Source organism: Streptomyces sp. NPDC057424 (assembly GCF_042803315.1).
Taxonomy (GTDB): domain Bacteria; phylum Actinomycetota; class Actinomycetes; order Streptomycetales; family Streptomycetaceae; genus Streptomyces.
Window position 1 is genome coordinate 1 of sequence record NZ_JBHVCP010000100.1, and the last position, 11,999, is coordinate 11,999.

Here is an 11,999-nt window from a genome sequence, read left to right on the forward strand (position 1 = left end):
CCACCGTCATCGGTGTCGCCGGCGGCTCCCGGAAGGCGGCCGTCGCCCGCGAGCTGGGCTGCGACGTCGTGATCGACCGGCGCTCCGAGGACGTCGTCGCCGCCGTCAAGGAGGCCACCGGCGGCCGGGGCGCCGACGTGATCTACGACCCGGTCGGCGGCGAGGCCTACACCCAGTCCGCCAAGGCCGTCGCCTTCGAGGGACGCATCGTGGTCGTCGGCTTCGCCAGCGGCACGATCCCCAGCCCCGGCCTGAACCACGCCCTGGTGAAGAACTACTCGATCCTCGGCCTGCACTGGGGCCTTTACAACACCAAGAACCCCAAGCTGGTCCAGCACTGCCATGAGCGGCTCACCGAGCTGGCCGCCCGGGGCGCGATCAAGCCACTGGTGAGCGGGCGCGTGCCGCTCGGCGGGGCGGCCGCCGCCGTGCAGCAGGTCGCGGACGGCCGGACCACCGGCCGGATCGCGGTCGTCATGGAGGAGGCAGCATGACCGACGTCGAGGAACTGCGCCGCCGTACCCGGGAGTTGCTGGTCGCCCACCCGCCGGCCGCCACCGACCGCCTTGACTTCCTCCGGGCCCGCTTCGACGCCGGTCTCGCCTGGGTGCACTACCCGGAGGGCCTCGGCGGTCTCGGCGCCCCCCGCTCCCTCCAGGCAATCGTGGACGCCGAGCTGGAGGCCGCCGGGGCTCCCGACAACGACCCGCGGCGCATCGGCATCGGCCTCGGCATGGCCGCGCCGACCATCCTGGGCTACGGCACCGACGAGCAGAAGCGGCGCTACCTCAGGCCCCTGTGGACGGGCGAGGAGGTCTGGTGCCAGCTGTTCAGCGAGCCGGGCGCCGGATCCGACCTGGCCGCGCTGGGCACGCGGGCCGTGCGTGAGGGCGACACCTGGGTCGTCAACGGACAGAAGGTCTGGACGTCCAGCGCCCATGTCGCCCGCTGGGCGATCCTCATCGCCCGCACCGACCCGGACGTGCCCAAGCACCGGGGCATCACGTACTTCGTCTGCGACATGACCGACCCCGGTGTCGAGGTGCGGCCCCTGCGGCAGGTCACCGGCGAGGCCGAGTTCAACGAGGTGTTCCTCACCGACGTCCGCATCCCCGACTCGCGGCGCCTCGGCGAGGTCGGCGACGGCTGGAAGGTCGCGCAGACCACGCTGAACAACGAGCGCGTGGCCATCGGCGGCATGCGGCTGCCCCGCGAGGGCGGCATGATCGGCCCTGTCTCGAAGACCTGGCGCGAGCGGCCCGGGCTGCGCACCCACGACCTGCACCAGCGGCTGCTGAAGCTGTGGGTGGAGTCCGAGGTCTCCCGCCTCACCGCCGAGCGGCTGCGCCAGCAACTCGTCGCGGGCCAGCCCGGCCCCGAGGGCGCGGGCATGAAGCTGGCCTTCGCCCGCCTGAACCAGGAGATCAGCGGCCTGGAGGTGGAACTCCTCGGCGAGGAGGGCCTGTTGTACGACGACTGGACGATGCGGCGCCCGGAGCTGGTCGACTTCACCGGCCGCGACGCCGGCTACCGCTACCTGCGCTCCAAGGGCAACAGCATCGAGGGCGGGACCAGCGAGGTCCTGCTGAACATCGTCGCCGAGCGCGTCCTGGGCCTGCCCGCCGAGCCGCGCACCGACAAGGACGTCGCCTGGAAGGACCTCGCCCGATGAGCGACCTGTTGTACTCGGAAGAGGAAGAGGCGCTGCGCGCCGCCGTCCGCGACCTGCTCACCGACCACTGCGACGCACCCGGCGTCATCGCCCGCACCGAGTCGGACACCCCGCACCACCTGGCCCTGTGGAAGGCCCTCACCGACGGCATGGGCCTCGCCGGTCTGCTGGTGCCCGAGGAACTCGACGGCCAGGGCGCCACCCACCGCGAAGCCGCCGTCGTGCTGGAGGAACTGGGCCGCGCGGTCGCCCCCGTGCCGTACCTGACGAGCGCGGTCGTCGCCACCGAGGCGCTGCTGTCCTGCGGCACCGACGACCTGCTCCGCGACCTCGCGACCGGGACGACGATCGGCGCCCTCGCAGTCGCCCTCAACGTCGCACCGGGCGCCGCCTACAAGGTCGTCCGGCACGAGGACGGGCTGCTGCGCGGCGAACTGACCGGCATCGCGGACGCGGCCGTGGCCGACGTGCTGCTCGTGCCGGCCGACGACGGCGGTCTGTACGCCGTCGACGCCACCGCCGCGACCGTCACGCCCCAGACCTCCCTCGACCTGACCCGGCCGCTCGCGACCGTCACCCTCGACGGAGTGCGGGGCCGGCTGCTGGGGGACGCCGAACCCGCCGTACGCCGGGCCCTGCGCGCCGGCGCCGGACTGCTCGCCTCCGAGCAGTTCGGGCTGGCCGAATGGACGCTGGCGGAGACCGTCCGCTACCTGAAGGAACGCAAGCAGTTCAACCGGCCCGTGGGCGGTTTCCAGGCGATCAAGCACCGGTTGGCTCAGCTGTGGCTGGAGGTCGTCAGCACCCGCGCGGCCGCCCGCAACGCCGCCGACGCCCTGGCGAACGGCGAGGACGTGGACCTGGCCGTCACCGTCGCCCAGGCCTACGCGGCACCCGTGGCCGTGCACGCCGCCGAGGAAGCCCTGCAACTGCACGGCGGCATCGGCATGACGTGGGAGCACCCCGCGCATCTGTACCTCAAGCGCGCCAAGGCCGACTCGATCGCCTACGGCACGCCGGGCGCCCACCGGGAGGCCCTGGCCGCACTGGCCGACCTCCAGGCGCCCTGACGCCCATCCGGCCAACGCCGGGGACCCCGGGGAAAGCATGGAAGGGCCCGTCCCACCAGGGGCGGGCCTTTTCGTGGCCCCGGTCCGGTAAGTGAACGCGTGGCGGCGGTCCGGCCAACTCCGTGCGCGGGCCTGCTCCTTGAGGCTGCCGGGACCCATACTCGCAGGGTTCCCGTACGGCACCTCCAGGGAGGCAGAGCATGGCCCTCACGACCCGTCGCACGGCCCTCACCACCCTCGGCGCGGCCCTCGCGGGCTCGATCGCCCTCCCCGCCGCCCCCGCACCGGCCGGCGAACGCACGTACAGGCCGCGCCCGCTGTGGCGCGCCCACGCCCACAACGACTACGAGCACCCGCGCCCGCTGTCCGACGCCCTCGGCCACCGCTTCGGCAGTGTCGAGGCCGACATCCACCTCGTCGGCGACCAGCTCCTCGTCGCGCACGACCCGGAGGACCTCGACCCGTCCCGCACACTCGAATCCCTCTACCTCGACCCGCTGGCCGCCCGCGTCCGCGCCAACCACGGCTGCGTGTACCGGGGGTACCGCGGCTCGCTGCACCTCCTCATCGACATCAAGACCGAGGGCTCCTCGACCTACCTCGAACTCGACCGCCACCTCAGCCGCCACCGGCACCTGTTCACCACGTACGCCCACGGCCGCGTCTTCCGCGGCCCGGTCACCGCCGTGATCTCCGGCGACCGCGCGGCCCGCGCGCCCATGGAGGCACAGGCCCTCCGGCGCGCCTTCTATGACGGCCGCCTCGCCGACCTCGGCAGCCCGGCACCGGCCTCCCTCATCCCGCTGATCAGTGACAACTGGACGCTCAACTTCACCTGGCAGGGCGCCGGAGCCTTCCCGGAGGCCGAGCGGCGGAAGCTGCGGGGCCTCACCAGGACCGCCCACAGGCGCGGGCAGAAGGTGCGGTTCTGGGCGACCCCGGACCTGGCCGGACCCGCCCGCGACGCGCTCTGGGCCGAACTGCTGGCCGCCGGCGTCGACTACCTCAACACCGACGACCTCGCCGGACTGGAGGCGTTCCTCGACGCCCGGCGGGCGGCATAGGGCAGCGGCAGAACACCACACGTTCGGCGGACAGGTCAGCCGCCCGGACGAACCCTCCGCTACGCCACACTTGCGGCCGAACGCCGTGAACCGGACATGGCGGTGTGGCGGAGGAGTTGACGATGGCCATTTCCATCTCTGTGGTGCTGCTGCTCGCGATCCTTGCGGTGATCTTCCTGCGCAACGGCGGGCTGAAGGTCTCCCATGCCCTGGTCTGCCTGCTGCTCGGCTTCTACCTGGCCAGCACCAGCATCGCCCCCACCATCCACAGCGGCCTCACCGCGACGGCGGACATCGTCAGCGGTCTGCGTCCCTGAGGCCAGGTCACCCCGAGAACACGCCGATACCGTTCGGGACGGCGCGTTCGGCGCCGCCGCTGGGGTGGTTGCGCACCGAGACCGCGCTCGCGCCCGGTTTCCGTGCGACCAGGGTCGACGACCCGCCGCCGTCCAGGCTGAAGGCGTCCTCCGAGCCCAGCTTCCGCATGGTCCCGGCGACTTCGGCGATCGTCAGACCGCTGCGGTAGGCGGCGGCGCCGTCCAGCGCGAGCAGCAGCACGCGCCGCCCGCCGTCGGCGATCCCCACGGCCGTACGGACGGCCGACGTCGTGTTGTCGAGCCCCGGCAGGGGCTGCCCGCCCGAGAGCACCGGGTAGCCGCCGAGGGCGAGCTGGTACGCGACACCGTCCCCGGCCGCCACGAGGCCGTGCTCGACCTCGACCGATTCCCCCGTGGAGAACTTGCGCAGCTGCTGGGCGCCGGCCTCCCGGCCGACCAGCACGGTGGTCCCCGAGGCGATGGGGCCGCTGCCCGGGGTGTCGGCGGCCGAGACGACCTTGCCGTCGCGGACCGTCACCTCGTACGTGTCCGTGCTGCACGGAGCGGCCCGGTCGGTGTCCGTGCCGCACGTGGCCCGCACCCGGGAGACGCTGCCCCACTCGGAGGTGAACGCACCGACCGAACCCACCGGCAGGGCGTACTGGTTGAGCCCGCCGAGAGGCAGCTGCGCCCCGGCCGTACGGACCGAACCGGCGAGGGCCAGCCGGTCCAGGCGTGCCCGCCCGTCGGTGCCGACGCCGAAGACGTCCTCGGTGGTCGTGCCGGGCGGCAGCGCCGGCCCGAAGCGCTGGCCGTTCGGCACCGCCGCCTTGAGCGTCCTCCCCGCCGCGATCGCCGGACCCACACTCGCTCCGGTCGCCTCGACGCCCGGGTGCTGCGCCTCGGTGATGTTGAAGAAGTCGCCGTTGACACCGGCGACCGCGCCCTGGGCGTCCGCCATCGCCGAGACCCGCCCGCGTGAGGCCACCGCCCCCGGGTACAGCAGATCGACCCGTACCCGAGGATTGCCCAGATCGACTTTCAGCACATGCGCGTGCGTCACCCCCTTGGCCGCCTTGATGTCGAACTCCTCGTACGTCACGCCCGGCGCGACCCGTACGCCCTTGTGGACGGCGGCGGCCGGAGCCGCCCCCGCCAGGGCCGCACCGGTCAGCGCGCCGAACGCCGTGAGACACGCCAGTACCGCTCTGCCTGCACCCCGTCGCCCGCGACGACCCGCCACCGTGCCCCCTGATGCCTCGTCAACTGCCGGAATCCTCGGAGGCAGTGCACCAGACCACGGGGGGCCGGCAGGGTTGCTGAGCGCCCACTACACGGGAACGGCTGAAAAAACGCACCCCTCCGGGTGCTTCAGCTGTCGTCCGTTCCGGTGTCGTACGGCGTGAAACGGGCGGGCGCGTGGTCGATCGGCAGGCCGGGCCGCCAGGCGGTGAGGGCCTGCGCGCTGCATACGAACAGCTGCTCCGGCAGCCGGTCCAGGGCGAACCAGCGCCAGCGGCCCACGCTCTCCCCGGGCTGGTCCGACGGCTCGCCCCGCCAGACCGTGACCCGGGCGGGCACGGTGATGCGGACGACACCGCCCGCGTCGTCCAGGAGCGTCCCGAGCAGCCGTACGTCCTCGGGCCGCGCCACGAGCCCCGTCTCCTCACCGAGCTCGCGCACGACCGTCTCCTGCAACGACTCCCCGGGTTCCACCGTCCCGCCCGGCAGCTCCCACGTCCCGTGCCGGTGCCGGCCGAGCAGCAGCCCACGCGGCCCGTGCACGACGGCCCCCACCCCGAGCGCCGCGTGCGCGGGCGGCGGCTTGTCGACGCGCGGCCGGGAGGAGACCCGGACGGGCCGGATCGCCTGGAAGAGCCGGTAGGAGGCCCTGTTGCCGTCCTCCGGCGTGTCGAGGACGTCGATCCCCTCCACGCGCAGCCCGTACTCGGTGAGCAGCGCCGTCCAGAGCTCCGGGGCGAGCACCCACATCTGGACGGTGACCTCACCGCCACCCGCCAGCCGCAGGATCTCGGGCCGGGCGGCGACCCGGTCCGACGGCCCGTCACCACGACTGTTGCTGTGCAGCACCGTGAAGCAGAGCCTGCCACCCGGCCTCAGCGCCCCGGCGAGGGCGGGCAGCAGCCGGTGCGGATCGATGTGCGGGACGGCATTCACGGAGTAGATGACGTCGTACGGCTCCGCCGCACGCAGATGCTCCACGGCGTCGCCCAGGACGAGCCGCAGCCCTGGCAGCGAGCCGTAGCGGCCGCGGGCCCGCTCGTACTGCCCGGCCGAGGCGTCGACCGCGTCCACCAGCGCGCCGTGGGCCCGGGCCAGATGGGCGGCGTGCCGGGCCGGACCGCACCCGAGGTCCAGCACCCGCCGGCCCGCCAGTTCCCCGAGAACCTCGCTCCCCGGACCGCCGCCCTCGAACCCCCAGTCGATCTTTGCCGCTTCGGGCAGGGCCGTGCCCCGTCGCAGATGATGCGTCCCGTACGCGTCCCAGGCCTCGGCGTTGACCGCCTCCGGATGGTCCGCCAAGGCTCAGCCGCCCGCCACGGCGTCACGCGGCAGCACCGTGACCCGGTGGAAGTTGCACCCGACGAGCCGCGGCTCGTCGTCATCGGCGGGCGAGGTCTGGTGGGCCTTGAGGGCGATGCTGACCAGGCTCAGCAGCAGGTCGACGTCCGCCTCGCAGTCGAGGTGGACCGTTACCCAGGATGACCCGGGCAGCAGGTGGATCGCGCTCGAACCGGCGAGGTCGTAGTGGAAGCGCTGGATGGCCCGGCGGGTGAGGTGGAGGTCCACGTCCCGTGCGGAGTGGAAGTGGATGATCTCGTCACGGACGGAACGGAGCGCCCTCCCGGTACCGCAACTCGCCGGGCCCACCATCAGGTCGGGCCAGGCCTGCAGGCGCTCCATGGCGCGCTGGGCCAGAGTCATGCCCCCATCGTCGCCTGCTCACCGGCCCGCAACCAGAGGTTGAGCGATTTGTAACCGGGACGTGAGGTGGGTCGCGTTGGCTCCGGCCGGGATTTCAGGCGGATCTGACGACTCTGAGGTAGTGCTTCCAGTCCCAGTGCCGGCCCGGATCGGTGTGGTCGCTGCCCGGTACCTCATGGTGGCCGATGATGTGCGCGCGGTTCCTCGGGATGCCGTACCGCGCGCAGATCGCCGCGGTGATCCGGGCCGACCGCTCGTACAGGGCGTCGGTGAAGTACCCGGGCTGGTCCACCCAGCCTTCGTGCTCGATGCCGATGCTGCGGGTGTTGTAGGTCCAGTTCCCCGCGTGCCACGCGATGTCGGACTCGCGCACGCACTGCGCGACATGCCCGTCGGAGGAACGGACCACATAGTGCGCGGACACCTTCTTCCCCGGGTTCCGGAACACGGAGAGGGTGCCGGAGTAGGTCGTCTGCGCCACATGGATGATCACGTAGCGCAGTGGATGGGCGCGCGGGCGGTTCGACGGCGTGTAGTTGCTGCGGCTCGCCGGCTGCCATGCCGCTCCGGGGTGATCGACGGCCTGGGGCCGGGCGTCGGCCCGGGTGCCGCAGAGCAGGGCTGACGGGACGGCGGTGAGGGCGGCGCCCGCGAGGACGCCTCGCCTGCTGGGGAAGGGGGCGGTCCGTTCCATGGGTGTGTGCCTTCCGGGCTCGACGGGAGGGTGTCTCCTGCTCAACTGCGCGGAACCGCGGCCGTTTGCGGTCGCGGCCCGCGGTGATCAAGTTACGGCGCCTGCCGGCCGGTCAGGAGGATGCCGCGCGATGTGGTGGACGAGCCCGTGACTGTGGACAACTCCCTCACCCGGTCGGGTGATTCGGAACGGAGGAGCCCCGCCGGCGACCGTTGGCGACGGCCCGTTTCAGGACTGCCGGGCGACGGCCGCCGGATCGTCCAGCACCGCCCGCACCACAGAGTGGGCGGCCCCCAGCAGCGGGCCCTGAGGGCCCAGCGCGGACACGGACACGGGGCAGACCGGACCTGCCGTACGCCGCGCCAGCTCCTCCCGCAGTGAGGGCAGCAGCCAGGGCGCGAGCCCGGACAGCTCCCCGCCCAGGACCACGCTTTGCGGGTCGAGCAGGTTGACCGCCCCGGTCAGAGCCACACCGAGCGCCGTACCCGCGTCGCGCAGGGCACGGCGCACGCTCTCGTCACCCTCCGCGGCGCGCCCCGCGAGCAGCCCGACCCGGTCCTCGTCGGGCTCCAGACCGGCCGCGCGCAGCACGGCCTCCTCACCGGCGTACTGCTCCAGACAGCCCCGGCCGCCGCAGGCGCACTCCGGCCCGTCCGGCTGCACCGGCACGTGCCCCAACTCGCCCGCGAAGCCGCGGGTTCCGCGCAGCAGCCCGCCGTCCACCACGACCGCCGCACCGATACCGATCTCCGCCGAGACGTGCAGGAAGTCGCGGGGCGTGTCGTCACCCAGCCAGAGTTCGGCGAGGGCGCCGAAGTTGGCCTCGTTGTCCACCGTCAGCGGAAGGTCCGCCGGCAGCAGCGTGCCGAGGTCCGTGTCGTGCCAGCCGAGGTTCGGGGCGCGCGCGACGGTGCGGGCGTCGCGGCCCACCAGACCCGGCACGGCCACGGCGAGTCCGGCCGGCCACAGGCCCTCGCCCTCCGCTTCGGTGACCACCTGCCGGATCAGCTCGGTGAGCTCCGCGAGCACGGGCTGAGGGGAGCGGCCGCGGTTCGCTCCCTGTCGTATCGCCCGCGACCGGGTCGTGCCGCGCAGGTCGACGGCGCAGACCGCGAGATGGTCGACGCCGACCTCCGCGCCGATCCCGGCCGGGCCGCGTCCGCTGACGGCGAGCGCGGAACCGGGCCGGCCCACCCGGCCGGGCCGCTCGGGCCCCAGTTCTTCGAGGAGCCCCGAGCGGATGAGCTCGTCGACGAGCGTCGAGACCGCCGCCCGCGTCAGGCCGATCCGCGAGGCGACCGCGGCCCGGGACAGCGGCCCCTCGTCGCGGACGGCGTGCAGGACACGTGCCAGGTTGCGGCGGCGCATGCCCTGCTGGGTGTCGGGCAGCGCGCGTCCCGGCCGGGCGGGCCGGGCCTCGTGCAGCGGTGCGGTCATGCCTGGCGCCAGTCCTCAGTGGGTGTCCGTGGGCCGCTCCAGCAGCGGAGCCGCGTCGGAGAGTACCCCGGCGATCCGCGCCAGCGTCTCCTCGTCCCGCTCGACGGCGTCGAGCACGGGCCCGGCCGCCGTGTCCCAGCGTCGCGCGACCGCCGCCGGGTCCTCCCCGGTCAGCAGCCCGGCCGCCTGCGCGGCGGCGCCGAGTGCGACCAGCTCTCTGGCCTCGGGCACCTGCACGGGACGCCCCGACAGCCGCCGTACGGTCTGCTGCCATGCGGTGCCCCGGGCGCCTCCGCCGATCAGCAGCAGGGGTTCCGAGGGGGCCGCGTCCTCGTCGAGGACCAGGTCGAGCGCGCCGAGCAGGGAGTGCACGGCACCGTCGTAGGCGGCCTGGAGCAGCTGGCCGGCTGTCGTGTCGTGGCGCAGGCCGTGCAGCAGACCGGAGGCGTTCGGCAGGTTCGGGGTGCGTTCGCCGTCCAGGTAGGGCAGCAGCGTCACGGCCGTGCCGGGCTCCACGGCCTCGCGGTCCCGACCCAGCAGCGCCGCGACGCGGTCGACGGCGAGAGTGCAGTTCAGGGTGCAGGCCAGCGGCAGCCAGTCGCCGCGGGCGTCGGCGAACCCCGCCACCGTGCCGCTCGGGTCGGCGGGCCGGCGGCGGGACACGGCGTACACCGTGCCCGAGGTGCCGAGGCTCATCACCGGCACGCCCGGCCGCACCCCGAGGCCCAGCGCGGCGGCGGCGTTGTCACCCGTCCCGGGCGCCACCAGGGTGCCTCTGGAGAACGGCAGGTCATGGCCGTCGCGCACGGTGCCCGCCACCTCGCCGGGCCGGACCACGCGGGGCAGCAGGGCGGGGTCGAGTCCGACGTGCGCCAGGATCTCCTCGTCGTACGCCTCCGTCCCGGACGCCCACCAGCCCGTCCCGGAGACATCGCCGCGGTCGGTCGTGCCCTGCCCGGTGAGCCGCTCGGTGAGGTAGTCGTGGGGGAGGCGCACGGCCTTCGTGGCGCGCACCGCCTCCGGCTCGTGCTCGGCCAGCCAGGCCCACTTGGTGACCGTGAACGAGGCGGCGGGCACGCTTCCGGTGCGGTCGGCCCAGAACTTCGCGCCGCCCAGTTCCTCCGTCAGCCGGCCGGCCTGCGGTGCCGAGCGCACGTCGTTCCACAGCAGGGCGGGCCGCACCGGCTCGCCCCGGCCGTCGAGGGTGACGAGGCCGTGCTGCTGCCCGCCCACCGACACGGCGGCGGCCTCGTGTGCCGCGTCACCGCACTGGCGCAGCGCCTCGCACAGCGCGTCCCACCACTGGCGCGGGTCGGTCTCGCGCCCCGCCCCCGAGGAGACCGTGTGCGGCGCCTGGCCGCTCGCGACCACTCGGCCGGTGGACGCGTCGACGACCAGCGCCTTGGTGGACTGGGTGGACGAGTCCACACCGACGACGAGCGGACCCTCGGCTGCTGACATCGGGCTTCTCCCTACTGCGCGCGGCTCGTGTCTCCGTTCGGAGGCACCTTGTCTCTTCCCAGAGAGGTGCCTGCATACTAATTTGTAAATCGGCATGACGAAATAGCCTCAGCGAGCAAGGAGCCGCGGCATGAGCTACCAGCCCACCCCCGAGGACAGGTTCACGTTCGGCCTGTGGACCGTCGGCTGGCAGGGACGGGATCCCTTCGGCGACGCCACGAGGCGTGCCCTCGACCCGGTCGAGACGGTGCAGCGCCTGGCCGAGCTGGGCGCCCACGGCGTGACCTTCCACGACGACGACCTGATCCCGTTCGGCTCCGGCGACACCGAGCGCGAGGCCCACATCAAGCGCTTCCGGCAGGCGCTGGACGCCACGGGCATGAAGGTCCCGATGGCCACCACCAACCTCTTCACGCACCCGGTCTTCAAGGACGGCGCGTTCACCGCCAACGACCGCGACGTGCGCCGCTACGCCCTGCGCAAGACCATCCGCAACATCGACCTCGCCGTCGAGCTCGGAGCCCAGGTGTACGTGGCCTGGGGCGGCCGTGAGGGCGCCGAGTCCGGCGCCGCCAAGGACGTCCGCGCCGCGCTGGACCGGATGAAGGAGGCCTTCGACCTGCTCGGCGAGTACGTCACCTCCCAGGGCTACGACCTGCGCTTCGCGATCGAGCCCAAGCCGAACGAGCCGCGCGGCGACATCCTGCTGCCGACCGTGGGCCACGCCCTGGCGTTCATCGAGCGCCTGGAGCGGCCGGAACTGTACGGCGTCAACCCCGAGGTCGGACACGAGCAGATGGCCGGCCTGAACTTCCCGCACGGCATCGCGCAGGCGCTGTGGGCGGGCAAGCTGTTCCACATCGACCTCAACGGCCAGTCCGGCATCAAGTACGACCAGGACCTGCGCTTCGGCGCCGGTGACCTGCGTGCCGCGTTCTGGCTGGTCGACCTGCTGGAGTCGGCCGGCTACACCGGCCCGCGCCACTTCGACTTCAAGCCGCCGCGGACCGAGGACCTCGACGGCGTGTGGGCCTCCGCGGCCGGCTGCATGCGCAACTACCTCATCCTCAAGGAGCGCGCCGCCGCATTCCGCGCCGACCCGGAGGTCCAGCGGGCCCTGCGGGCGGCCCGCCTGGACGAGCTGGCCCAGCCCACCGCCGCGGACGGCCTCCAGGCGCTGCTCGCCGATCAGTCGGCGTTCGAGGCGTTCGACGTGGAAGGGGCTGCCGCGCGCGGCATGGCCTTCGAGCACCTGGACCAGCTGGCGATGGACCATCTGCTGGGGGCACGTGGCTGAGTCCACGCGCGCGTGCGGGCCCGCCGGCCGGCCATTCAGGC

The 11,999-nt window shown here is 73.4% G+C and carries 12 protein-coding genes; 6 read left to right on the forward strand and 6 right to left on the reverse strand.

The features are described from left to right. From ACFU3E_RS37395 to ACFU3E_RS37415, 5 genes are all read left to right on the forward strand, one after another. On the forward strand, positions 1 to 494 hold a 494-nt coding region (locus tag ACFU3E_RS37395; RefSeq protein ID WP_384168957.1), incomplete at its 5' end, for a zinc-binding dehydrogenase. Continuing rightward, entirely contained in the window at positions 491 to 1,672 is a 1,182-nt protein-coding gene (locus ACFU3E_RS37400) for an acyl-CoA dehydrogenase family protein (RefSeq protein WP_384168960.1), read from the forward strand. The genes ACFU3E_RS37395 and ACFU3E_RS37400, both read left to right, overlap by 4 nt. Continuing rightward, positions 1,669 to 2,742 carry an acyl-CoA dehydrogenase family protein gene (locus ACFU3E_RS37405; RefSeq protein WP_384168962.1) on the forward strand — a complete coding sequence of 358 codons (1,074 nt, stop codon included), beginning with the start codon at positions 1,669 to 1,671 and terminating at the stop codon, positions 2,740 to 2,742. The genes ACFU3E_RS37400 and ACFU3E_RS37405 overlap by 4 nt, the downstream gene beginning before the upstream one ends. A gap of 200 nt (positions 2,743 to 2,942) precedes the next feature. Next, entirely contained in the window at positions 2,943 to 3,806 is an 864-nt protein-coding gene (locus ACFU3E_RS37410) for a phosphatidylinositol-specific phospholipase C/glycerophosphodiester phosphodiesterase family protein (protein ID WP_384168964.1), read from the forward strand. Between the two features lie 122 nt (positions 3,807 to 3,928). Then, the gene (locus tag ACFU3E_RS37415) at positions 3,929 to 4,123 is read left to right on the forward strand and encodes a hypothetical protein (protein ID WP_274814636.1); all 195 of its coding nucleotides are present in this window, start codon (positions 3,929 to 3,931) and stop codon (positions 4,121 to 4,123) included. Positions 4,124 to 4,130: 7 nt separating this feature from the next. Here the strand turns inward: ACFU3E_RS37415 and ACFU3E_RS37420 are convergent, their stop codons facing one another. The 6 genes from ACFU3E_RS37420 to xylB form a co-directional block, all read right to left on the reverse strand. After that, a complete protein-coding gene (locus ACFU3E_RS37420; protein ID WP_384168967.1) occupies positions 4,131 to 5,366 on the reverse strand; it encodes a phosphodiester glycosidase family protein in 1,236 nt (411 codons plus the stop codon). A 128-nt stretch (positions 5,367 to 5,494) separates the two neighbouring features. After that, positions 5,495 to 6,667 carry an NUDIX domain-containing protein gene (locus ACFU3E_RS37425; RefSeq protein ID WP_384168970.1) on the reverse strand — a complete coding sequence of 391 codons (1,173 nt, stop codon included), beginning with the start codon at positions 6,665 to 6,667 and terminating at the stop codon, positions 5,495 to 5,497. 3 nt (positions 6,668 to 6,670) lie between these two features. Continuing rightward, a complete protein-coding gene (locus ACFU3E_RS37430) occupies positions 6,671 to 7,069 on the reverse strand; it encodes a luciferase family protein (protein WP_384168972.1) in 399 nt (132 codons plus the stop codon). Between the two features lie 94 nt (positions 7,070 to 7,163). Beyond that, positions 7,164 to 7,763: an N-acetylmuramoyl-L-alanine amidase gene (locus ACFU3E_RS37435; RefSeq protein ID WP_384168975.1), complete on the reverse strand. Its 600-nt coding sequence runs from the start codon at positions 7,761 to 7,763 to the stop codon at positions 7,164 to 7,166. Between the two features lie 228 nt (positions 7,764 to 7,991). After that, positions 7,992 to 9,200, reverse strand: coding sequence for an ROK family protein (locus ACFU3E_RS37440; protein WP_384168978.1), 1,209 nt, complete (start codon positions 9,198 to 9,200; stop codon positions 7,992 to 7,994). Between the two features lie 15 nt (positions 9,201 to 9,215). Beyond that, complete coding sequence (gene xylB, locus ACFU3E_RS37445; protein WP_384168981.1) at positions 9,216 to 10,661, reverse strand: xylulokinase; 1,446 nt, start codon at positions 10,659 to 10,661, stop codon at positions 9,216 to 9,218. A 130-nt stretch (positions 10,662 to 10,791) separates the two neighbouring features. Between xylB and xylA the strand changes: the two genes are divergently transcribed. Next, positions 10,792 to 11,958: a xylose isomerase gene (gene xylA / locus ACFU3E_RS37450; protein ID WP_384168984.1), complete on the forward strand. Its 1,167-nt coding sequence runs from the start codon at positions 10,792 to 10,794 to the stop codon at positions 11,956 to 11,958. Positions 11,959 to 11,999: the final 41 nt, after the last annotated feature.

Bases quoted from the DNA above. Each gene is read 5' to 3' on its own strand.
- ACFU3E_RS37400 (WP_384168960.1), top strand. From the start codon at position 491: ATGACCGACGTCGAGGAACTGCGCCGCCGTACCCGGGAGTTGCTGGTC.
- xylB (WP_384168981.1), bottom strand. From the start codon at position 10,661: ATGTCAGCAGCCGAGGGTCCGCTCGTCGTCGGTGTGGACTCGTCCACC.
- ACFU3E_RS37415 (WP_274814636.1), top strand. From the start codon at position 3,929: ATGGCCATTTCCATCTCTGTGGTGCTGCTGCTCGCGATCCTTGCGGTG.
- ACFU3E_RS37410 (WP_384168964.1), top strand. From the start codon at position 2,943: ATGGCCCTCACGACCCGTCGCACGGCCCTCACCACCCTCGGCGCGGCC.
- ACFU3E_RS37405 (WP_384168962.1), top strand. From the start codon at position 1,669: ATGAGCGACCTGTTGTACTCGGAAGAGGAAGAGGCGCTGCGCGCCGCC.
- xylA (WP_384168984.1), top strand. From the start codon at position 10,792: ATGAGCTACCAGCCCACCCCCGAGGACAGGTTCACGTTCGGCCTGTGG.
- ACFU3E_RS37440 (WP_384168978.1), bottom strand. From the start codon at position 9,200: ATGACCGCACCGCTGCACGAGGCCCGGCCCGCCCGGCCGGGACGCGCG.
- ACFU3E_RS37435 (WP_384168975.1), bottom strand. From the start codon at position 7,763: ATGGAACGGACCGCCCCCTTCCCCAGCAGGCGAGGCGTCCTCGCGGGC.
- ACFU3E_RS37430 (WP_384168972.1), bottom strand. From the start codon at position 7,069: ATGACTCTGGCCCAGCGCGCCATGGAGCGCCTGCAGGCCTGGCCCGAC.